The following is a 22,904-nucleotide window of genomic DNA, read 5'->3' as shown; positions in this document are numbered from 1 at the left end:
AGCTTGCAATCCTCCGCCAAGCAAAGACAGTCTGCCCATGGAGCAAAGGGCTCCTTGGGCAGACCGTGGTGAGGCTATATAATCTACCGGATGTAATTCAAGATGAACTGCGCAGCCTCGGCACGGGTCGCCAAGCCACCGGGAACAAACTTCCCGTCCGTGCGGCCATTCACCAGACCCAGTGATGAAGCAGCATTCACGCTGTCTGCCGCCCAGGCTGCTACCTCACCGGAATCGGTGAATGTTGCCGGGGCTGATGACTGAAGCGCTCCATGCTCCAGTACATAGGCACGCATTAGCATAGTGACAATCTCCTGGCGGCTGATGTTCGCACTCGGATCGAACTGCTCAGCAGTGCGTCCGCCTACAATACCTGCCCGGACCAGACGCGCCAGGTCCTGCTCATACCAGACACCAGAAGGCACATCACTAAATTTCAATTCCGCCTGATCTTGCAGTCCCAGCACGCCAGCCAGCAGCTTCACAAATTCCGCTCTTGTAATCCTGCGGGCGGGTTCAAATCCATTTTCGGAAGTGCCTTGTACCAGATGTTTAGCCGCCAGCTGGCGGATAGTGTCCGCAGCCCAGTGAGTAGACGGAACATCAGCGAAGGATTTATTGTACTCCAGCACAGCCAGCCTGCCTGTTCCGCTAAACTCCCCTTGCAGGAAGCCATTCGCATACACTCCGCCGAGATAGGTAAGCGAACCCCCTTCAGCAATAGCATATAAACCAAGCAAATTAGTATTATAATCCGTATTTGTTGCACTCCATTGTAAGGTTACTGGTTTGCTGAAGCTTGGAAGACGGCTAGATGTGCCATTCCCCGCGATGACGCTCAGATCAAACGTCATACCCGTACCCCGCAAGACCACCCCACGCTCTGCTTTCAGTGTGCTCATGTTCAAAGTCTCCGGGCTGAGCTTCACCTGAATCTTGCTGCCTGAAGCTTGGGCTTCATTAAGCAGAGCCTTCAATTGCACCAGCAATTCCGGCGCAATACCAAGTGTGGTTCCCGAAGCGGACAATTCAAGTTGACGGATCCCTAGCAACTCACCTGCATTTACAGGCAGCTCGATAGCTGTAACGCCTGCCGGCACCTTTACCGTCAATTTGCCGTTCTCAGTAGATGTACTGAGTGCACTTGCTGGAACTGTCAAAGTTGTGCTAGTAGGACTTGGAAGCGGCGTTGCTGTCGCTGCCGGAGTCGTCCCACCAGTTCCCGTACCTGTCCCTGGAGCCGATGTCGGCTGCGGTGTAGATACAGGAGTATTGTGGACCTTGAAATTAATAATTCCGCTCTTTTGAACAGCCGTATAAGGGTGACCATTCAGTATTTTGGTGTTGGTGACTACGGCCGTGTACTCGCCGCTGTCTGTTTCTTTTGCAGAAGGAATCGTATAATTACGCTCCACAGCACCTTCAATGGCCTGCCCGTCTTTCAACCATTGGTAGCTTAACTCGCCATAAACTGCAGAAGCTACTACGGCAAAAGACACCTTATCACCTACAACTGCCGGATTCTTATCTACACTATTAGAGGTGATAATTGGCGCATCGGGTGCCGGATGTACTGTCACCGTAAGTTCATTACCGGTTCTTGTTGAAGGCTCCGTTCCCTCTTTTCCAGTCAGAACCACACGGAACTGCGTACCGCTGTCTGTTTCAGAAGCAGTAAATGCGTATACCGCCGAAGTCACGCTCTCCGCCACAGTCCATTCCTCTGCGGTTGCTGCCTTCGTCTCCCAGCGAACCGATTCCACATCCCCGCGGATCTGTACGAACAGCTTCACTTCTTCACCAGTAATGACATCAAGTGCAGACGGAAGATCGGTTATGAAATCAGGCGCTTCCCATGGTGCTTCAGCCGGAGTTAAGTTAATTGTGTACTCTGCTTCACTGCTGTCACCAGATTCATTGGTGACGATGACCTTGTACTTATTGCCATCCATCCCGGTAGTCAAAGCAGGGATAGTATAGGAGGCGGACACTCCCAACGCATCTCCATAACCGCTGCCTGTGTCCGCATACCAGGCATAAGTCAGCTGCCCTGCGCCAGTGGCAACTGCCGTTAGTGTCGCGGACGTATTTTCACGGAAGGAACCTTCCCCTACGATCTGCACCTTTGGAGCTTGCAAGGCCCACTTCGCCTGCAAGTTCAGTTCACCGGTTATTAGATCTTCGGTAAAATTCCATCTTCGCGCACCTTCTCCTTCTCCAACATACCAGCCTTCCAGGTCATAACCCTCTCTGGCAATGCCTGTAGGCTCCATCAGCAAAGTGCCATACACAGCCTCGGCCACAGTATTTGCTGGTTCACCCCCATTAGCATCAAAGAGAACGGGATAGCTTCCTTTCAGATAGACAGATTTGGAGCGGTTGCCTGCATAATCCTCCATCACCACATGCACAACTTTTGCCGACGAGGTGAAGCTTAAGCTCGCCTTAGTTGTCCGTCCACGGATAATCATCGGCTTATTGCCAGAGCTATACGTTGTGGCAAAAGATTTTGCATTCCCATCCTCATACACATACATATACCGCCAGTCTCTAGTATTCGGCATCGGCAGATTCAGCTTACCGTCCGTCCAGGACCATTCTTCCGCGTAAGGTTCCGCAACCGTGTCGATGAACTGGCCGCTGACCGAGACTGGATCGGTGTTGCCTGCGGTAACGGTGACAATGTAATCATCGCCGTTTACCGGCATCCCCGTGAACAGCGCAGTGCTTGCACCTGCCGGGACAACCACTTGCTGTGACACCGGTTCGGATGTCGTAATCCAATTCAAAGACTGCACTCGAACGGTAATGTCACCGGAAGCTTGGGCGGAGTTCGTCCAATTCACAGTCAACTCCCCGTCCGGACTTGAATCCACCTTCACTCCGGAAACCGCCGCATCCAGATCAAAAGCCAGCGTTGCCGCTTCACCCTCCACTCCATCCGCACCCACTGCAACCACTTTAAGGGTTCCGGATTTCACCGGGAGATGCTTCAGGTAGAACACCTCATCGTATTTGCCGCCCATAAATACATCATTCACGTACACATTATATTGCTTGATCTTAGTGTAATCGGGATCTAGCTTCCACTTCACAACCATCTCACCTGTATCTGTAAAAGCTTCCGCAACTGCTAATTCCGCAGGAGCTGCGGGCTTTACGGCAGACCCGTCATAGACGCGCAGCTGTCCGACGTTCATCTGGTAGGTGGACGCTGTTCCTTGCCCGGGATCGAAGACCAGTCCAAGGGCTGCAATATTATGACCCGCGTATGCACTGAGGTCCAGCTCCTTTGTCAACCAACCGTCCGAGTGCTGACCACTGTTTGGAACAGCGACCTCTACGACGGTATTCGGATCATCAGCCAGGATGAGTCCTACTGCCATCGCCGAAGCATCTGTGGCAGATGGCTTGTTGAAGCTGATCGACAGCTTGGAGTTGCCATTGACCTCCAGCTCTGTTTTGTACAGACGCAAGAAGTTCTTCGCATTCAGATTGCCGTTCACCACCAGTGAACTGCCACCGTTATACGCACCGATCTGCTCATAGTTGTAACGGTTTGTACCCGCAAGGTTGTACTCCGGTCCATAATCAAAATCTACAGTAAGCTTATTGCCAGCAGTATCCTGCCACCACTGCCAAGTCACTGGGATATCCTGCAGGCTCATATTAGACCACTCATCCGGGTTCGATACTTCACCGTTCACGGAATAGGACAAGCCCTGTCCAGTGTTAAAATTGGTGTAAAAGTTCTTGTCCTTAATCACCGAACGCTCCGCAATGACGGACGAGATTCCCGGCCAGTAACGGTTGTCGGCATAAACATCGGCAACGGTATTGGTTGCCGATTTGACCGTATTCTTAGGGTCCACGTTCGGGCCTGACCACCATAGCTGCTCACGCAGTTTTGTCATCCATTGGTAGTCATTTTCGGATCTGTGCGAGACCGGGTAAGACAGGTTCATGTCCTCATCCAGACCGGCATGAACAAAGTCCGCACCGAGTGTAGCCAAGCTGAGCCGTGGCAAGCCATTGCTGTCCAGCTTGTTCATCAACGCTGTTCCGTTAACGGACTTGAACCGGTCACGGCCTGCTTCCAGCCCTGCAAAACCAACTTCAAACAAGTTGTAGCTTGTTCCCAGACTGGCATTCAGATTGCTTAAGTAACTAGCCGCGTTGGTAATCTGTGTATTGCCAGCCCCGTAGTCGAAGAAAAACGAATTGGAGACGGGTTCCTTGGTGCTTTTATCCACTAAAAAGGAGATATTGGTATCATTAATCGTCCGGGCGAACGTATTAGCACCGGTATTGGTGTTCAGCGAGTCGTACCACTGTACATACAGGCCGCCCTCTTGCAGCACCTTCATAAACGCGATGTAATCGGGGATATCCTGGGTCGCTACATTCGGATTCATCTCTTCCTGATTTACAAAATAACCGTCAAACCCGAAATACCCGGCCATCTCGATCAGTTTATCCGCCACCGGAAAATTACCATTCTCATCTTTAACTATCATTTGTTTGTACGTCTGCTGTCCACGGTCATTATTGGAAAAAAAGATCCCCGCCAATGACAACACGCCGTTTTTATGCGCTGCATCGGTGTAGGTAGGGTTCGGGATGTTCAGCATGCCGAATTCGAACCATTTTTGCTGCCAGTCCTTCTGGGCCAATTCATCATAATATTCCGGCGGGGTATACGCAGTCGCTGTACCATGCCAGTAGGAGTAGTAATCGATATATTGCCAAAAGTTAAAATGATACTGCGCAAACTTGTTCGTATACGGCGCGTTCTCAATAAAAGCATTCCCGTAGTCGCCAGCAACGTTGATCATCTGTGTATCTGCGCTAAGCGCTGGGTTAGCTTGGGTTGCAGCAAATGGGGCATTCCGCTTCTGCAGCGGCACCCGCGATCTCAACAGCTCTGCATCCGGATCGGTTGCCGGACTCCAGTTCGCAATATGGCTGCTCGTATATCCATGTACATTAGGCTGATTGGCACCCGGCGCACTGTCTCCTGTAAAAGGCCACGTATCGCCGGCGTAAGCCGTTAGGGGAAGTCCTGAAACTAGCAAAGCTGCCGCCAGAACAGCTGATGTCAGCTTACGACGCGCCTTTTTACCGGTGTGAAGGTTCATTTTCCACTCTCCTCGTCCTGTAGTTGTTTCGGTTACTCTCATCCATGAAGCGTAATGTGTCTCACTATGTCGCCGAACAGCAAGTAGATTACTTCTGTTGTCCCGTCCCTCTGCTGCTCCTACCCTCTTCTACTTCTACTTCTACTTCTTCTTCTTCTTCTACTTCTACTCTCTTCTGCCTACAGATTCTGTATCCAACCACATTCGTGCAAGCACATTCTGTATTCAACCCCGATCGTGCAAGCGCATTCAATTTTGTCGGCAACCCTCCTGCCTTACTTTGATTAGTCCACCCTAATCTAACCCAGATCTTTCCTTACAAATAGCCGCAAAATTAAAGATATGCTGGATAAATTAAAGATTATCGTGCTATCAGGGCTCGATATCCTGGCAATGAGTGGGTCGTTAAACATATGTTGGTTGAAAATATAAAGAGGATGAAGGAGTGTAATCTCTTTTGCCTCTCTTTACTGCCACTCCGCCGCATTCGCTCATTTCAAGGGCACTTTTGCCTCTCTTTCACGCCAATCCACCGCATTCGCTCATTTCTGAGGCACTTTTGCCTCTCATCTCCGCCACTCCGCCTCATTCACTCCAATCAGAGGCACTTTTGCCTCTCTTTCACGCCAATCCGCTGCATTCGCTCATTTCTGAGGCACTTTTGCCTCTCTTTTACGCCGCACCACCGTATCGCCGCCTCCCTCACACTACCCAGCTACGAAAAAAAGATTGCCTCTCCGTCATCAACGATGACCTTGAGGCAATCTTTTTTCAAACCATCCGATTTAGTTACTTTCCTTGCTTCTCCAGCAGGTTCAGAATGATTGTTACTGCTTCGGCCCGGGACGCTACCTGGTTAGGTGCGAAACGATTTTGTCCTATGCCATTCACAATGCCCGCTTCTGCTGCTGCTGCAATATATGGCACTGCCCATGCGGGTACATCCTTAGCATCATTGAAGGTTAAGGTCGCTTTTGGATCTACTGTAATACCCAGAGCCCTAACAACCATAACTGCTAATTCAGTGCGAGTAAGCTCCTGCGTAGGACGGAAGGTACCATCGTCATAGCCGCTGATAATTTGCAAAGCTACTGCCTGAGCTACAAAAGACTTAGCCCATGCCGGAATCTTCGCTGAATCTTTAAAGCTTGAAGTGCTACCACTGTCCGGCAATTGCAGGGCACGAGCCAGCATAGTGATAAATTCAACCCGATTTACTTTCTGATTAGGACGGAAAGTATTATCCGGATAACCGCTAACGAAGCCCCCTGCTACTGCTTTCTCAATAGCCGCTGCTGCCCAATGGCTGCCAGTATCCGTCAATGATGGTTTGACTACTGGTGTTGCGGTTGGTGTAGGCACCGTTGTTGGTGCTGGTGTAGCTGTTGGTGCTACTGTTGGCGTTGGTGTTGCTGTTGGTTTTGTTGTTGTCACTGGTCCTGTTGATGATCCTGTTGTTGGTTCCGTTGTTGGTGCCGTTGTTGGCGCCGTTGTAGGTTCCGTTGTAGGTTCCGTTGTTGGTGCTGTCGTTGGCGCTGTTGTCGGCGTTGTTGTAGGTTCTGGTGTTGGGTTTACTTCAGGATCTGCTTCCTTAATAATACCGAACTCTTCCAGAACATATGGTTTAGCATCATTAATATTCTGATCGATCTCATAAGATACAGCTGTTAATTTGCCAGCATCTACAGTAATACCTACAAAGGTCTGAACTTGACCGCGTTTGGGACGCGTAGCATCACTTGGATCCGGTCCGTATTTAGCTGCTGTATTCTCATTTGCTACTTCGAAGAGATTATAATACGCATCTCCCAATTCTGGTTTCATGTTCTTGTAGTAAACCTTCGCTCCCGCTGTAGCCGGGATCAGATAGATCGTTCCATCTGGATTTACTGTGTACTCTACAGTTTGACCATTGAAGCTTTCCTTGATCTTCACTGTGTCTGCCGCAGTTCCATCAGCTTTAATTGGCTTGGTCCGGGCATAAATATGGTCGTGGCCTTGAAGAACCAAGTCAATGCCCAGTTCAGCCATCATTGGAGCAACCTTCGCTCTTTCTCCATTTGTACCCATAATGTCTTTGTCAGTAGCATGGTTAGAGGTTGTGTATGGACCTTTATGCATAGCTACGATAATCCATTTCGCACCAGCAGCTTTCGCTGCTTTTACGTCAGCCTTCATCCAATCCAACTGTGCTTGACTGAAGTTAGCAAATTCATCGGAATTCTCATTTGTATTCAGGACTACAAAGTGAGCATTGCTGTAGTCATAGGAATAATAAGCTCCTGTTTCTGTTGCGGAGCCCGGTGCTTCCTTAATATTGTAGTGCTCATAGAAGGCATTTGCCTTATCCTCATGATTTCCTGCCACTGGCACGATTGTCGTGTTAAGTAGGGTGTCTTGCGAATGACCAAGCAACCAATTCCATTGGGATTCATTAGTTCCGGTATCCACGATATCTCCGTTAATCGCCACAAACTCAGCATCCGGGAACGTCGTAAGTGCTTTTGCCATCGTTTCACCGGAAAGAATCGCTTCATCTTCGGTCTTAGCCTGTGTATCAGCCAAATCGATGAAAGTAAATGCTCCTGTCTTAGCGGCAGTTTCAAAAGTTCCCACTGTACTCCACAGGCCTAGTGCTTTATCACCTACACGGAAGTAGTATTTTGTATCAGCTTTCAGGCCAGAAGCTTCCGCTTTATGAACTAATTCATCCTTTGAATTTCTGGAAACCGCCGAACGTCCTGTAAACTCAGCAGCCTTAGCAAAGTCTGGAGTAACGCCCGTATTTTCTACAACTTGCAGATCGTTTCCAGTAGACTTCAACGCTGTGTACCAAGTGAATCCTTTTGCACTCACTGGGTCGCCATTAAAGGTAACTGTAACTTTTTTAATCGAATCCGTTGAAGCGATAGCAGCTTCTGAATTTGTTCTGTCACTTACAGCTTTGATAACAAATTGATAGGTTTGGTTTGGATTAGTATTTTCTACAGTGTAAGTATAAGAGGCTTTACCTTCTTCATTAGGAACACTGACCGTCCAATTTGCCGATACCAGATCATTTTGCTCATAAATACGATATCCAGACACTGGTGCACCGGAAGCTGGCGCATCCCAAGTCAACGTTATTTTACCACCATCTGCTGCAGTAGCCTTTGCATTTTGCACAGGTTTAACTGCTACTTCCGATTTATGAATGCTGTAGTTATCATACAAGTCTGTAGAACCACCAGTTGTTGTGGTGTAGGCTTCGTAAGAAAGCTCATCATTCGTTACCGTCATCCCCGTGAACATTTCCTTACCAGGCTGTCCGTATTTAGCTGCAAAAGGGAATGTTCCTGAAGCTACGTTGTATTTCTTATTGCCCGCTGCATTTGTAATCAGATATAAAGTACCTTTAGGATCAGTTACTACTCCGTTTGAGTCCGGAACAATATCCGTCAATGGCTTGTTGTTGTACATCTGATAGCTTCTAGCAAAGGTGTGGTCATGCCCGCCAATTACCATGTCAATGCCAAGCTCGTCAAATACCTTCGTTAATTGCGCTCTGTAAAAAAGTACATCTGTATCATTGGTGTGATTGGCAACGGAATAAGGAGATTTATGCAGAAGCACAACCTTCCATTTCTGATTGCTTTTTGCCGCTTCGCTACGAAGCCACTCCACTTGTTTATTGTAAATTTCGTTATTCTCAAGATTCGAGCTTGCACCATAATATTCTGTATTAATTACCATAAAGTGTGCTGAACCGTAGTCAAAAGAATATACAGAACCATCAGGTTTCGCACCTGTATTCGATACGTTCGGCAAATTAAAATGAGAGCTATAATTGCTATAATTTTTACTTTCATGGTTGCCTACCAAAGGAACCAACGGAATATTCGCTAAAATATCCTTAGGCTTATTGAAAAACCATCCCCATTGCTCCTCAATATCACCGTTATCCACCAAATCACCAGAATTCAGGATAAACTCACTTTCCGGGAATTTAGCTAATCCTTCTTGAAGGGTATGATTCCAGATATCAAAATCTTCTTCAGTTGTTCCTTGGGAATCCGTTGTATATAAGAATTTATAAGCCTGATTACTGGAGCCTTCTGTCTTAAAAGTTCCTACGTCGCTCCAGTTATCAGCTTGTCCATCCCCAGCACGGTAAGCATATTCCGTTCCCGGCTGCAGATGATCCGCTATTACCTTATGGCTGGTTAGCACAACTGGTTTTTTAGCTGATTTATCCGCTTTTGTCATATACACACTAGTTGTAACGGATGTCCCTTCATAAGATTGAGCGCCTGCCGGAGGAAACTGGCCATTCTCCAATTTAGAAGCTTCTACTACTTCCAGTTTGGTGCCAGTCACACTTTCAGGTGCATACCAGTTGAATCCCATACTAGTCTGCGGGTTGCCATTAAAAGTAATTGCGATAGAATCAGGCTTCCCAACTCCAGGTTCTACTGTCTCCACTACAGGATAAGCAATCAGGCTCATATCCCAATAAAGGTCAGAGCTAGTGTCGCCCGTCTGGTGAACTTCAGCTGAAAGCTCATTACTTCCATCCTTCAGATTGGCTTTTACGATTTCCGTTAGGTCAACCTTTGTATACTCATTTGGATCACTGCCATTAGTTGTACTAAGTGTCTGATAGTCGATTTCACCAGCTGGCATAGCCTCGCGGTAGATTTCTGCACCATTCAGATACAGCACTACTCCGTCATCAAATGCAAAATTACCTAATACTTTATCCGATTTCGTAATTTCTTCCTTATTCACAGTTACATTTGTCCGGAAATAGGAAGTACGATATTTCTTCTTTTTATCCGTGCCGTAGCTTATATTTGTATTCAGAGCACCAAATTGCTTGCTGCTGACTCCGGCCCCAGAATCTTTATAACCAAGCGGCGCTTGGCCTGATGCCCATGTAGAATCATCGTAAACAGACCGCCATACCGAACCTTGATCCGTTCCGTTATCTAGATATTTCCATGTAGAATTGCCCGCCAGTAGTGTTATTGGCTCTAGCGTTTGTAATTGCAGTAATCCAGCATCCTCATTGCTGTCTTCTGCAAAAGCTGGCATTCCTGTAAATGTAAGTCCCAGTACCATAACGAAGGCTAGTGTCATGGATACTGCTTGTTTTAATAACCTGTTCATAATCAGTCTCCCTTACTGTTATTATGAAATGCTTGCATCCATTCATAGTAACTACTAAATATTTTCACAATGTACGGATTGATCCACTAGTTTGTAAAAACGGCTTGTGTATTTAATCAGGCAAAAGTGGTTACAGTAACGGCAAGGTTATGATCAAGGAGGACAAACATGGACGATACTCAGGCTTTTGTAGACAAAGTACACGACACCCAGAAGAAAGCAGAAAAGAACAAACAGAATCACGGTAAAGGAACACCAAGCCAAAAGCTGCCTAATAAACAGCACAGTAAATAGAACACGCAGACACGAAAACAAAAAAAGCAGCAAGCCCTCCCGGATCGGAGTGACTTGCTGCTTTACTTTTTGTAAATTGAGTTTTGCTTTTAAAGGAGTTATTTACTCCATTTCACCACATTCACTGCTACCTTCTCTAATTGCGCCTTGCTCAAAGCCTTGTCTGGAGAACTAATCGTCACAAAACGATCATCCAGTTTATAGGTCAAAAACAATGAATCGCTGGTAGGGCTGTACCACTTAGCTTCTGTACCATTGGAAAGCTTTACGGTATCGCCTTTGTAATCATAGGAGTAGTCACGTGGAGAAACGTTCACCCTCATATGGTCGAACAAAAAGTACACTCCATCTTCAGAGCTAGCTGCTTTTTGAAAAGCGTCTCCACTCACCATTTGTGCTGGTGCATAAACCGTTTTAAACCCATCGAAATTTGCAAAAGCTTTAGAAATTTGTTCTTTTTGAGCGTTGCTGTACTGTACTGGTGTTAATGTATCTTTATCCGGCACCACAGTTCCAGTACCCAGAATGACCTGATTCGCTGCCGCATCAAAAGTCACTGGCACCTTCAACACATCAGCCAAGGCACGTACAGGAAGATAGGTTGTATTGTTATAAGTAATCGGAGCTAATGTGTTACCTTTATTATCAACAGGCGTATAAGCTGCACCATTCACTTTAAATCCAATGCTGTGATTGAGGTATGCGGTGATTTTTTGCAGCTTAGTTCCTGCGTACACACCAGCCGAACCTGTAATTGCCATCCCAAATACCATCGTTGCTATAATGAACTTTTTACTTTTCATATGTTATGCCTCCTTAGAAGATCAATCTCGGTTTTTACTTTAGCTCAAGTTTTAAAGGAATATGTCTCTAAGTTGTATTTAACTTGTACCCAATTTGTAAAGAAACTATTCATCTGGAGCTCTGGTTTGTATAAGAAAAACAGCAACCCGCTTATCCCATAAGGATTTAACGGATTGCTGAGGGCTTTAACCTTGATACGGAGTTGTAACCTTATACACTTCTGAATATAAAATTTCTCTATAAAGTTGGAATTCTTCTTCATCAACAGGGTTAGGGTAAGTCATAATTAAGAGTGGTAAATCTTCATTTCCTTCACGCAAAGGAGGCTGCACATAATCGTAAGGGTTCAAATGAAAGCCCAGCCGCTCATAAAAGCCGATTCTCCGCTGCTCCATTTCACCCAGTGGCCGCTCAACTTCCAAAAGGACAGGCTTGTTAGATAGACTGATGTATTCAGTCATCAGCTTTTTGCCAATTCCTCCACCTCTGATGCTCGGGTCGACTGCTATATGTTCTACAAAACGAAAGCCGGGAAACTCCCAGCAGGCCATAAAAGCAACAATTTTACCCTCAGAATTCATCTCGGTAATGAGACGATAATCTGGAACGTCCAATAACTCCTGTTGTCCCTCAAAGGTTCTGATCTCAGAAGTAGGAAATGAGGCTTCCATAATAGCGAATATTTCATCAAAAGTTGTGTGATTCATAACATAAGTTCTCACTTTCTGGATTTGTGGTCTATTATAAGTTTACCTTACACATATTATCTTAACCCGAAATTCATTAAGAACTCAAGGTACTAGTACCTGGTACTAGGATAACGTGATATACTAAATAGAACAGTTATACACATCTTGTTTGATATAGGAGAGGTTCATATTGGATAATCAGCAATGGATCGCACCTGAGTTCTACAATCTCACTTCGGAAATGGAAAGCCATGCTCCTGAGAAGATTGCGCTTAAGTGGTTAAATGAGCAAGGAGATTATGAGGAAATTACTTACGGTGAATTACGCAAACAAGCTAACCGGCTGGCCGGAGGACTTGCGAAGCTTGGGCTGCAACAAGGGGATCGTGTTCTTGTTATGGTTCCACGCCGCATCATCGCTTATGTCATCTATTTAGCTTGTCTGAAACAAGGACTTGCCATCATTCCATCCTCAGAAATGCTGCGTGCCAAAGATTTATCCTACCGCCTGCGCCATTCTGAAGCCAGAGCCGTTATTGCTTGGTCCGAAGTAACCGGGGAAGTGAATAAAATCTCAGAGGATCTTCCTGCTCTCGATTACCGTCTTTCCGTATCTGGCAGCTCAGACGAACTCGGTGAAGGCTGGCTGGATCTAGAAAGTCTGATGGTTGGACAACCAGATACCTTTACAGCAGTCGCAAGCCGCAAGGATGATATGGCTATTCTCGCCTACACCTCAGGTACTACCGGCAACCCTAAAGCGGTCGTTCATAGTCATGGCTGGGGTTATGCTCACTTGCGGATCACCTCACCTCAATGGCTGGATATTCAAGGATCTGACACCGTCTGGGCAACAGCAGCTCCCGGCTGGCAAAAGTGGATCTGGAGTCCCTTCTTAACCGTTCTTGGTAACGGAGCTACAGGTTTTGTATATAGTGGATCCTTTCATCCCAAAAAATATTTGCAGCTATTGCAGGATCACAAAATTCAAGTATTATGCTGCACCCCAACGGAATATCGTCTAATGGCTAAAACAGAAGACTTAGGTCGTTACGACTTGTCTACCCTGCGTTGTGCAGTATCTGCCGGAGAGCCATTAAATCAAGAGGTCATTAACACCTTTCAGCGTGAGTTCGATATCACAATCCGTGATGGTTACGGCCAGACGGAAAGCACCCTAATTATCGGAACACTCAAAGATACTCCAATACGCATTGGTTCTATGGGTAAATCAATCGCTCCCGGCTTAGTCGAGGTTGTGGACGAAGAGGGTAAGCCACTACCTGCTGGAGTGGTTGGTGATATTGCCGTACATTTGAGTATGCCAGCCCTGTTCCACACTTATTACAAAGATCCCGGTAGAAAAGAAAGCTCCACACACGGCGAATTCTTCATAACCGGCGACCGGGCAAAAAAAGATGAAGATGGTTATTTCTGGTTCGAGGGTCGTGGGGATGACATCATCATTAGCTCAGGTTACACTATCGGTCCTTTCGAGGTAGAAGAAGCATTGATGAAGCATGCCTCCGTCAAGGAATGTGCGGTCGTAGCCAGTCCAGACGAGATCCGTGGGCACATTGTTAAAGCATTTATCGTGCTCAAGGATGAGATTGTTGGTTCACCAGAGCTTGTAAAAGAGCTGCAATCCCATGTTAAAGAGTGGACAGCCCCTTATAAATATCCGCGCAAAATCGAGTTTATTCAGGATCTTCCGAAGACGACCTCCGGTAAAATACGGCGAGTAGAGCTTCGTGAGCAGGAGAACCAAGCTGCGCAGGAATAAACATAGCCATATAAAATTCACCTTATTAAAAAATAAAGAGCAGCTAGTCCATAAATGGACTGCTGCTCTTGTTTATTTGGCATCAGGCCGTTACTCGGACCAATATTTCGCATCCGGGTTCAGCGCCGCACCAACTTCGCCTTCTAATACTAAATCGCAATCGAGGTAGCCCTCTTCATCCAGGAAATAAACCTCCTGCTTGTAGAACTCGCATAAGGTCTCCAGGAATTTATCAGGCGAATCATACATCACAATTAAATCGCCGAAATCATGGAGCAGGTCACATACCTGTTCCACACCCTCAGCAGACTTGTAATAACAAATGAAATCACTGCCATAGTTCGTTAAGATAGGCAAGATAACTCCATCAGGATGTTGACCTTTTTCCTCCAATATCCCAGCTAATACCTTCATCTCCTCTTCATATTCATCCATATGAATCAGGCGGTACCCTGGAATAAATTCGATAAGGCTTGGTTCCTCTTCCTCACTGCTTGTCCCTGAGACAGTGCTATAAATAGCTTTCAGCAGTTCAGGAGTCTCCGGCAAAACAGCCGTAATCTTTGCTTCGTTACCACCCTTGCCCAAGCTGGCAATATAATCAGGGCGTAATTCTGCGGACAGCTTAAGGTATTCTTGAAATTGTTCTGTCAATTTATTGGTGTGCATATTGTCATCCTTTACTTATTTGCGGAAGTCCACATCTTCATCAGCCACGTATCGAAGTCAGCGCCTTTTTCACCTTCATAAGCGTCGTACACGTCAACTCTCATCTTCTTCAGCTTCTCTTTGAAGTCCTCGTAAGAATGATCTCTTGGCAGGCTCTTTTTAATTCTCAGCAGGATCTTGGATACGCCTTTAACTAGTTCAGGCTTGTTCTTCGATGGCACCTTAACGTCTTCACCAAAAGCCTTCAGCTTAAGGTAAGCAGCTTCTTGAACTGTATATACAGGATCGCTCTCCATTAAACGCGTCAGGATATCGATAATTTGTTTGTGGTTGGTCTGTCCCAGCTCTTCAACTGCTTCTAGACGCGCTCTCCAATCCGCAGAGCGGCTGGCAGCTTTCTTTAATTCCTCATAATTCTCCGGTAGTTCATTGTTCAGTTCTTCGATCATTCCGTTCAATCCCCTTCTATTAAAAACTATCTATCTTACAGTAACAGTATAACCAACCATTGCGCAAGCTAAGAGAGGAAGATCTTTGCATGAATTCATGTGAATATCATATTTCCGCAAAAATATGGGTAAAGTATCCGGAGTAAGTCCCCAGCGCAACATTCTATCGACTATATACGTTAGTAACTAGAGAAATTCAGACAATACATCAAGGAGAGTGACCTAAGTTGAAAAAGCATACCTTCATGCTAGCGTTAACCATTGTACTAAGTGTGGTGCTTGGCGCCTGTTCCAGCAACAACAGTAACAATGGGGCTGCCATTGAAACGAATCTAACTGCAAAAGAAATGGTCGATCAAATGCTGAGCAAAGTAGAGCAGCCATCATTAATGGAGCTTGATGCGGCTACAGTCGAACAGCTATATCATCTCAACCCAGAATTGCTTGAAGATTATAGCATTAGAATGCCTATGATGAATGTGAAAACTAACGAAATCGCCGTTCTGAAAGTTAAAGATGTAAAAGATATGACTACTGTTGAGGATGCCATCAAAGCGCGTGCAACAGATGTTCAAAAACAATTCGAAACCTATCTGCCTGATCAATACGAAAATGCCAAGAACTATAAACTTATTAAAAAGGGTAACTATTTCCTGTTCGTTATTGCTGATCCTGCGGATCAAGATAAACTCGTAGCAGACTTCGATACTTACTTCACAGAAAAATAAATAACCATGGTATTCAGCAGCCTACTTTTCCTGTTCCTATTCCTGCCGGCTGTCCTAGCGCTCTATTATGTTTCGCCCTGGCGAATCAAAAACCTCATATTGTTTTTAAGCAGCCTGTTTTTTTATGCTTGGGGCGAACCTGTCTACATTGTAATCATGTTGCTGTCCACCATTACAGATTACAGCTTTGGTCTACTTCTCAGCAGACCAAAGCTGACTGCGGTGCAGCGCAAGTGGATTGTGGTTAGTTCCGTCATTATTAATCTAGGCTTATTGTCGTATTTTAAATACGCAGATTTTCTCATCCAAAATATAAATGGACTCCTCGGTACACATATTCCTTTAACGGATTTACCTTTACCTATTGGGATTTCATTTTATACTTTTCAATCCATGTCCTACATTATTGACGTCTATAGAGGAACTACGAAAGCACAACGCAATTGGATTGATTTCGGTACATTTGTAGCCCTGTTTCCACAGTTAGTAGCAGGTCCGATTGTTCAATATAACACCATTGCCGGGCAACTACGTGAACGTACGGTCGATATCCCCATGTTCGCAGAAGGTGTACGGAGATTCATAATCGGATTAGCCAAAAAAGTACTGCTCGCCAACAACATCGGTCTGCTCTGGCACACCATATCCAGCTCCAATCTAGATTCCCTGCCTGCTTTTACCGCTTGGCTTGGGGTTATTGCGTTTGCTTTTCAGATCTATTTTGACTTCAGCGGGTATTCGGATATGGCTATTGGTCTCGGTCTCATGTTCGGCTTCCGCTTTAATGAGAACTTCAACAAACCTTATATCTCTCAGAGTATTACTGACTTTTGGCGAAGATGGCATATTTCCCTTAGCAGTTGGTTTCGTGACTATGTCTACATCCCGCTTGGAGGCAACCGCCAGGGGTTAGGCGTTCAAGTGCGCAACATCCTCATCGTATGGCTGCTCACGGGTATCTGGCACGGGGCCAGCTGGAATTTTCTGCTCTGGGGATTATACTTCGGGGTCATTCTTATCTTTGAAAAATGGTGGGGATTAAAGCTATTAAGCCGCCTCCCCCGTTGGACAAGACATTTATATGCTGTAGTACTTATACTCATCGGATGGGTCTTGTTCGCTTTTGAAGAACTTCCTCTGGTCATTGGCTACTTACAAGCGATGCTTGGCTTTAATGGACAGCCGTTATGGAATAACACCACTTTATACTTCACTTACACGAACGCAATTCTACTCGTGGTGTTAACCTTTGCCTCTACACCTGTGAAAATCTCCAAGCGGATAGATTCTAGATCGGTTCCTGCTCTTGTTTGGTATGGCGTGTTATTTTTCCTATCTGTTGCCTACTTAGTAGATGCAACCTTTAATCCATTTTTATATTTCCGGTTCTAACCATTAGGGGGTGATTGTTTATGAAGCAGAAGACGGATCGAATCCTGGTTGGGGGATTTGTTGCAACGTTATTTCTGGTCGCTATCCTCTTTTTCTTACTGCCTGTTCAGCGTTTCTCTGAGCTTGAGAACCGGTATTTGCAAAAGGCCCCCCATCTGACATGGGACAATTTATTATCCCATACCTATGCGGAAGAGGCCGAAAGCTTTGTAACTGATCATTTTCCATTTCGGGCCAAATGGGTATGGGTGAAATCGGCGGTGGAACAGATGAGGCTACAGCAAGAGAATAACGGAATCTATAAAGGAAAAGACGGCTATCTTTTCGAAAAATTCGCAGCACCTGATTACACTAAAGTTCAGCAATATGCAGCAGCTGTGAAACGCTTTGCCGATAACAATCCCGATGCAAACACCACTTTCTTATTGGCACCTACATCGGTTGGCTTGTACAAGGAACGTCTACCCTGGTTAGCTCCTGTCTACTCGCAAGCTGAGGTGAATCAAACAATAGCTAAGGATGTAGGAGATAGCCTTACTTTTATAAATGGATTTGATGTTCTTAGCCCACATGCCGCAGAACCCATTTACTATCGGACCGACCATCACTGGACAACCTACGGTGCCTACTTAGCTTATGTAGCCTATGCTCAAAGCATGGGCTGGCAGCCTCTGTCCCAGAGCGAATACCAGATTCAGACTGTGAGTAATTCATTTCTCGGAAGCTATCATACCCGGGGGCAATTTATCGGGGTCACACCTGATTCCATTCAAATGTACAAACCTAATCATGAGGTATCCACCCAAATGTACATTCAAGATACCGGTGAGACTTTAAAAAGTATGTATGACCTAAGTTATCTGGAGAAAAAGGATAAGTACTCTTATTTCTTAGGGGGCGTACATGCGCTAATGAAAATCACCAGCCAGCTTGATCCAACAACGGTCAAACAGAAAAAGCTGCTCGTCATCAAGGACTCTTATGCACATAGCGTTATTCCTTTCCTGACTCAGCATGTGCCTGAAATCCATGTGATCGATATCCGTTATTATAATGGAAACATCAGTGATTATATGGCTCAAAATGATATCAAGGATGTCTTGCTGCTTTTTAATACGGCTACTTTTATTGATAATGCGGCGCTATTGAAGTTAAATTAAAGGCACTCAGGGAATAGGTGTTGTGCGTAACTGCGGGAATGTTGGACTTTCGGTCGCTGTTGTCTCCAGATGTTTTTGATTTTACCGCTATCAGCGGATAACATCCGGAGACAGCTTATGCTTCCGATGCGAGCTTTCCTTCGGAAAGCTTTCAGGCGAACGCTAACGCTCCTACTGTTCCAAAATTCCCTCCTTAACTTCAAACCAAATACTAAAACTAATATATGAGTCCTCTAATCTGGACTCGTATTTCAGATCGTTTTTAGCAAGTATCTCCGCGACTATGGACAGGCCAAGTCCAGTACCGGAGATTTCTTTATTTCGAGACTCTTCAATTACATAGAATGGGTCCCAGATATACGCTAAATGTTCCGTTTTCAGGCGAGTGGTTTTATTAAAGATCGTAAATTTTAATGTACGCGTAGTGTCACTCCGTAGTTTTATTTCAAAAAAATCCTCTTCACCATATTTAATGGCATTACTAATTAAGTTGTTGAATACTATCTCGATTTGGCTGATATCTTCTTCAACGATAGAGGATTCAAGCGAATGAAAGTCGCTCATTAAGGTTATGTTTTTATTTTTTAACGTAATATTATAATGTGAGATCACTTTTAGCAGAAGCTCTTTAAGATCAAAAGGCTCTTTATGCACTTCTGACTTCTGGATCTTGGACAATTTAATTAAATAATCCACCATATCCGACGTATACTTCACTTGCTCCAAAATGATATCCGTATACGTGCCATCATCCAGACCGTCCTGAATGCCAATCGTATAGGCTTGGATTAAGGATAATGGTGTTTTCACTTCATGCGAAATGCTTGAGATAAGGGTATTTAAACTTTGATTTTTCTCCTCTAATTTGGCATGGGTGCTCTTTAGACGCTGACTCATCTGATTGATGCTTTTCGAGAGCTCTTCGATTTCATCCCCCGTTTGAATCGTCACTTGTTTAAAATCGAGATTGGATATATCCTTCGCGACATCCTGTAATTGTTCTAACGGTGTAATGATCTTTTTTGAAAAATAAGCCACTAACAGCAAACTGATAATAATCCCCAGTAGAATGGAGTAAAAGCTGAATTGATTTACGAGGGTCAAGGCATCTGTATTGTGCACAACCACAGTTCCTATGAGGATTAGACTGCTATCCTGCTCGTATATTTTCGTTAACAGACTCGATTTCAATTTGCCCTGATTAAATAAAAGATTAACCGTGTTGCCTTGTTTTACTTTTTGTAATACCTCATCTGTGATCCAAAATTTATTAAGTGCCACCTTATCTTTAAACAACGTAAATTGAATATTTTCGTTAATTTCTGCTGTACTTCCACTGTTTTCAACCCTAACAATCGTTACGTTATTATTGTTCTCGATCCTGCTTTCATTTTCCATGAGTTGATCCAAACGGAGATCCTTTACTTCGTCATAAATGGTGTTGATCTTGGTTTTCATTTTGTATAGGTAATAATCTGCTGAGAAATAGTTGTGCAGGAAATAAGACGTACCAAAAACAATCAGCAAAATAATGCTCACCATGATCAATAACTTCGTACTTATTTTATGAATTTTTATCATGGAAGCTGTACCCCATTCCCCTATGCGTGATCACGTGGTCAGCCCCAATTTTATCGCGCAGCCTCTTAATATGCGTATCTACCGTTCTTTCTTCGCCCAGATAATCCATTCCCCAAACCGCAGACAATAAGGCATCTCTGGATAAAATACGTCCTTTATGCTCATACAGGAAGGTTAGCAATTCAAATTCTTTTTTATATAACGCCAGTTCGGCCCCATTCTTGTAAACTTTCTTCCGCTCAAAATCGATTTCTAAATCCCTAATCGCAGCCACTTTTTCAGTGCCTAGCATTTTTTTAATTCTAAGCATCAAAATCCTTGGGTCGAATGGTTTTCTTATATATTCATCTGCTCCTATATCCAAGGCACTGAATTCATCATCATGGGAAGACCTTGCGGTCAGCATTACAACTTTAGCCAAACTAACCTTCTTGATTTCATTACAAACCTCAAGCCCGTTTCGCTTAGGCATCATCCAATCCAGCACCACCAGATCGATCCTATTCGAAAAAAAGAGCTCAAGCGCCTCTTCACCATCCGCTGCTGTCCAAACGTTATAGCCTTCTTTTTCAAAATAAGTCTTCAATATAGTGGTCATATGTTTCTCATCATCCGCAATTAAAATATTCAAAGCAGATTCTCCTTCCTATAATTATCAGAAGAAAAAGGCGAAATCCTTTACAGGTTTCACCTTTTCATATATTTTCATGCTACGTTATTGCAACTTCTCTACACCTAATCCCTTCGTCAGTACGTTCCATATCGGGTTATCGACCGTCTTTCGATCAGGCTGTTCACCCTTCTCTATCGCTTCCCAATACTCCCAGGTTGGTGGCTCAGTGCCAAGTTCATAATCCATGCCATCCCAAGTATCCTCCCGGAACGCATAAAACGCCCAGTGCCAGCCGTAATCATCAAAAATCGAGATTAAATCAGCCAAGTATTGATCTGCACCTTTTACAAGCCGGTTCGTGCCAAATTCTTCAGCGACAATACGATTAGCAGGGATGTTATTTTTTTCTGCCCACTGTGCGATAGGTTCTAGAAAATCCTTTAAGGCTTTCTTATTGAATGCTTTTTCCGTCTTCTCCTCACCTACTTTAACTGTTCCAGGATATTCATAGGTTAAGCCTTTTTTCTTATTTTGGCTGGTGAGTTCGTAGGGTTCGTACATATGAAAAGCATATAATACATTCGCATCATCGATGGGTTTCAAATATTTAAAGGCCCATGGTGTAGCATACAGACCAGAATTGACGATAATAGGGGTTTCCGTATCTACGGTTCGAATCGCTGTCACAATAGTCTCATATAAAAGATTCAAATCCGCCTGAGTATTCTCCACTGAGCTATACCATTCGTTGTAATCCTCTGTCCAGAAATCATTAAATCCAGTAGCTTGTTCAGGATGTGGCTCATTAATCAGATTATAGCCGACCACCGCAGGATGATCCTTTAATCTTTCCGCAAGATCCTTCCAAAACGTTGCCGCTTGTTCATGATAACTGAAATCCTTCCAGATTCGATCATCATTTGTATAATCATTAAACTGCCGCCACCGATCTCCGGGCAGACTAAGGACTGTCAGCACTACTTTTGAACCCCGCGCCTCGGCTGCATCCAAGTCTGCTTTTAACGCTGTAAAATCATCCTCAACAAGCCCCTCGTATTTATCTGCATTCCCTATTAAAAAGTCTTTATCTGGATTAGCATCCGGTTGATCGTTAAACAGGAAATCACTATCTTTTGCCCATTTATCTGGCGCAAGTCGAATGAACTCTATATTATTTTCTTTCGCTGCATCATAATTTTCGGGTATAGATTTGGAATTCATGAAATTTGTTCCTTTACGCTGTTGATCCCAGAAAGCGATCTTCTCATTGACCTCTTTCTTTACCTCCTTCTCCGGTTCAAGATTTGCTTGTGGTGTTGCTGCACTGCATCCTACGACTGCCAACAAAATCAATACGATAAATCCTTTAAACTTCTTCATTCTCTCACCTCGTAACCTATCGTAGCCAATCTCTGTTACAAGAGTGTCACAAGAGATACCTAAAAAGACTGCCCTAAGGATGTCGGCAGACATTCTAGGACAGCCCGATCATATTCATAGAATATAAAATAAATGCTTACTGATTAGTACTTCGACGGGAATGTGACTCCGCATAGGCATCATGACGAAAGTTCAGAATAGGATCTTCAGAGCATTCAATGCCGGCAGGTACAACTGTCGGATCAAAGACGTACTCTTGAGCCTTCTCGTCTGCCACGCCGGTGATCGACAAATGGCCGACAACAATCCGTTCCCGGTCTTCAGGCCAAGCAGACGCCGGGTCATCCGTAGGATCTCCCTCCTGTCCGAGGATTACTGTCAATTGAAACGCCACAGGACCTTTGGACAGTCTCTCGATTAGTTCATCCTCCAAATAATCGGGAGATCGATTCTCCACCTCTTCCTGGGCCAGAAAGTGCAGACCCGCTTCCGGTTCCCACTCATATTTAATAGCCCGCCGCTCGCCAGCAGCATTGGTGAAGTAATAGGCATGAATGGAATGATAAAGGTTGGTTGCAAAACTGAGTGGCGGTTGCAGCATTTTCACGGCTTGAAGCCCAGCCCGGCTTTCCGAATACTTCTCCATGACGGCTTTGAATTTGTCTGCAATGGTCGCTCCCTCAAACGAATTTTCTTTAATTGTACGTAAGATATTAATAAAGGATTGCGGTGTTTTGGCAAAAAAGATCGGCAATGTAATTGTCACCAAACTTGTCACGCCCCCATCAGGCAATACAAACTGAACCGCCATTCCTTTTGCAGGCGAAAAAACATCAGGGATGGACGGATTAGTCGAGCTATTGGAGAAGCGTACGAGAGCTTGCACCTCTTGATTTTGCAAATGTGCAGCTGTTGTTAAAGGACCCGCTTGGCCGTTAGGGGTGAACACCGCCTGGTAGACAACACCTTTGGCGTGCGCGCGTCGATAACCCGGATATTTGCCTGCTACCTCCTCAATGGAGTTTACCGCTTCTTCTGCGAGTTCAGACGACACTGATTTATTATTGTTCATTTTC

16 protein-coding genes are annotated in these 22,904 nt (G+C 44.9%); 5 read left to right on the top strand and 11 right to left on the bottom strand.

The window, feature by feature from the left end; genetic code table 11:
- Positions 1-83 precede the first annotated feature (83 nt).
- From MHB37_RS04050 to MHB37_RS04040, 3 genes are all read right to left on the bottom strand, one after another.
- Positions 84-5,138 (bottom strand): endo-beta-N-acetylglucosaminidase, encoded by a 5,055-nt coding sequence (locus MHB37_RS04050; RefSeq protein ID WP_405168971.1) that lies wholly within the window; start codon positions 5,136-5,138, stop codon positions 84-86.
- 88 nt (positions 5,139-5,226) lie between these two features.
- Entirely contained in the window at positions 5,227-5,403 is a 177-nt protein-coding gene (locus MHB37_RS04045) for a hypothetical protein (RefSeq protein ID WP_339281696.1), read from the bottom strand.
- A 524-nt stretch (positions 5,404-5,927) separates the two neighbouring features.
- Positions 5,928-10,286, bottom strand: coding sequence for an S-layer homology domain-containing protein (locus MHB37_RS04040; protein WP_405168970.1), 4,359 nt, complete (start codon positions 10,284-10,286; stop codon positions 5,928-5,930).
- Between the two features lie 168 nt (positions 10,287-10,454).
- Here MHB37_RS04040 and MHB37_RS04035 point away from each other — a divergent pair, with 168 nt between their 5' ends.
- A complete protein-coding gene (locus MHB37_RS04035) occupies positions 10,455-10,580 on the top strand; it encodes a DUF4023 domain-containing protein (protein ID WP_051491363.1) in 126 nt (41 codons plus the stop codon).
- A gap of 98 nt (positions 10,581-10,678) precedes the next feature.
- On the opposite strand, the gene MHB37_RS04030 is transcribed toward MHB37_RS04035, so the two are convergent.
- Entirely contained in the window at positions 10,679-11,383 is a 705-nt protein-coding gene (locus tag MHB37_RS04030; RefSeq protein WP_076130101.1) for a hypothetical protein, read from the bottom strand.
- A 186-nt stretch (positions 11,384-11,569) separates the two neighbouring features.
- On the bottom strand, positions 11,570-12,091 hold the full coding sequence (locus MHB37_RS04025; protein WP_036684918.1) for a GNAT family N-acetyltransferase: 522 nt from the start codon (positions 12,089-12,091) through the stop codon (positions 11,570-11,572).
- 169 nt (positions 12,092-12,260) lie between these two features.
- On the opposite strand from MHB37_RS04025, the gene mbcS reads away from it, so the two are divergent.
- Positions 12,261-13,856, top strand: a complete 1,596-nt coding sequence (gene mbcS, locus MHB37_RS04020) for an acyl-CoA synthetase MbcS (protein WP_405169581.1) — start codon at positions 12,261-12,263, stop codon at positions 13,854-13,856.
- 90 nt (positions 13,857-13,946) lie between these two features.
- On the opposite strand, the gene MHB37_RS04015 is transcribed toward mbcS, so the two are convergent.
- Both MHB37_RS04015 and MHB37_RS04010 read right to left on the bottom strand, forming a co-directional pair.
- Positions 13,947-14,525: an SMI1/KNR4 family protein gene (locus tag MHB37_RS04015; protein WP_076190140.1), complete on the bottom strand. Its 579-nt coding sequence runs from the start codon at positions 14,523-14,525 to the stop codon at positions 13,947-13,949.
- An 11-nt stretch (positions 14,526-14,536) separates the two neighbouring features.
- Complete coding sequence (locus tag MHB37_RS04010) at positions 14,537-14,974, bottom strand: HEAT repeat domain-containing protein (RefSeq protein WP_405168969.1); 438 nt, start codon at positions 14,972-14,974, stop codon at positions 14,537-14,539.
- Positions 14,975-15,201: 227 nt separating this feature from the next.
- Between MHB37_RS04010 and MHB37_RS04005 the strand changes: the two genes are divergently transcribed.
- Genes MHB37_RS04005 through MHB37_RS03995 form a run of 3 tightly spaced genes read left to right on the top strand, consistent with a single transcriptional unit; the run spans position 15,202 to position 18,254 of the window.
- A complete protein-coding gene (locus tag MHB37_RS04005) occupies positions 15,202-15,702 on the top strand; it encodes a DUF4358 domain-containing protein (RefSeq protein WP_036684911.1) in 501 nt (166 codons plus the stop codon).
- A gap of 6 nt (positions 15,703-15,708) precedes the next feature.
- Complete coding sequence (locus MHB37_RS04000) at positions 15,709-17,094, top strand: MBOAT family protein (protein WP_280753828.1); 1,386 nt, start codon at positions 15,709-15,711, stop codon at positions 17,092-17,094.
- A 20-nt stretch (positions 17,095-17,114) separates the two neighbouring features.
- Positions 17,115-18,254 carry a DHHW family protein gene (locus MHB37_RS03995; RefSeq protein WP_076305194.1) on the top strand — a complete coding sequence of 380 codons (1,140 nt, stop codon included), beginning with the start codon at positions 17,115-17,117 and terminating at the stop codon, positions 18,252-18,254.
- Between the two features lie 171 nt (positions 18,255-18,425).
- Here MHB37_RS03995 and MHB37_RS03990 read toward each other — a convergent pair whose 3' ends face one another.
- The 4 genes from MHB37_RS03990 to MHB37_RS03975 all read right to left on the bottom strand — a co-directional run bounded on the left by MHB37_RS03990 (position 18,426) and on the right by MHB37_RS03975 (position 22,900).
- A complete protein-coding gene (locus MHB37_RS03990) occupies positions 18,426-19,835 on the bottom strand; it encodes an ATP-binding protein (protein ID WP_405168968.1) in 1,410 nt (469 codons plus the stop codon).
- Positions 19,819-20,466 (bottom strand): response regulator transcription factor, encoded by a 648-nt coding sequence (locus MHB37_RS03985; protein WP_076130096.1) that lies wholly within the window; start codon positions 20,464-20,466, stop codon positions 19,819-19,821. Before MHB37_RS03985 ends, MHB37_RS03990 begins: the two co-directional genes overlap by 17 nt.
- A gap of 84 nt (positions 20,467-20,550) precedes the next feature.
- Positions 20,551-21,828 carry a glycoside hydrolase family 5 protein gene (locus tag MHB37_RS03980; protein WP_076190137.1) on the bottom strand — a complete coding sequence of 426 codons (1,278 nt, stop codon included), beginning with the start codon at positions 21,826-21,828 and terminating at the stop codon, positions 20,551-20,553.
- A 136-nt stretch (positions 21,829-21,964) separates the two neighbouring features.
- Positions 21,965-22,900, bottom strand: a complete 936-nt coding sequence (locus MHB37_RS03975; RefSeq protein ID WP_076190136.1) for a catalase family peroxidase — start codon at positions 22,898-22,900, stop codon at positions 21,965-21,967.
- Between the last annotated feature and the right edge of the window lie 4 nt (positions 22,901-22,904).

Source organism: Paenibacillus sp. FSL H3-0286 (assembly GCF_045040705.1).
In the GTDB taxonomy this organism is placed as follows: domain Bacteria; phylum Bacillota; class Bacilli; order Paenibacillales; family Paenibacillaceae; genus Paenibacillus_AQ; species Paenibacillus_AQ odorifer.
Note: the sequence above shows the minus strand (reverse complement) of the source record. Positions and strands in the feature narration are given on the sequence as shown.

Bases quoted from the DNA above. Each gene is read 5' to 3' on its own strand.
- MHB37_RS04035 (WP_051491363.1), top strand. From the start codon at position 10,455: ATGGACGATACTCAGGCTTTTGTAGACAAAGTACACGACACCCAGAAG.
- MHB37_RS03995 (WP_076305194.1), top strand. From the start codon at position 17,115: ATGAAGCAGAAGACGGATCGAATCCTGGTTGGGGGATTTGTTGCAACG.
- MHB37_RS03990 (WP_405168968.1), bottom strand. From the start codon at position 19,835: ATGATAAAAATTCATAAAATAAGTACGAAGTTATTGATCATGGTGAGC.
- MHB37_RS04000 (WP_280753828.1), top strand. From the start codon at position 15,709: ATGGTATTCAGCAGCCTACTTTTCCTGTTCCTATTCCTGCCGGCTGTC.
- MHB37_RS04015 (WP_076190140.1), bottom strand. From the start codon at position 14,525: ATGCACACCAATAAATTGACAGAACAATTTCAAGAATACCTTAAGCTG.
- MHB37_RS04010 (WP_405168969.1), bottom strand. From the start codon at position 14,974: ATGATCGAAGAACTGAACAATGAACTACCGGAGAATTATGAGGAATTA.
- MHB37_RS04030 (WP_076130101.1), bottom strand. From the start codon at position 11,383: ATGAAAAGTAAAAAGTTCATTATAGCAACGATGGTATTTGGGATGGCA.
- MHB37_RS04040 (WP_405168970.1), bottom strand. From the start codon at position 10,286: ATGAACAGGTTATTAAAACAAGCAGTATCCATGACACTAGCCTTCGTT.
- MHB37_RS03975 (WP_076190136.1), bottom strand. From the start codon at position 22,900: ATGAACAATAATAAATCAGTGTCGTCTGAACTCGCAGAAGAAGCGGTA.
- MHB37_RS04050 (WP_405168971.1), bottom strand. From the start codon at position 5,138: ATGAACCTTCACACCGGTAAAAAGGCGCGTCGTAAGCTGACATCAGCT.
- MHB37_RS03980 (WP_076190137.1), bottom strand. From the start codon at position 21,828: ATGAAGAAGTTTAAAGGATTTATCGTATTGATTTTGTTGGCAGTCGTA.
- MHB37_RS04025 (WP_036684918.1), bottom strand. From the start codon at position 12,091: ATGAATCACACAACTTTTGATGAAATATTCGCTATTATGGAAGCCTCA.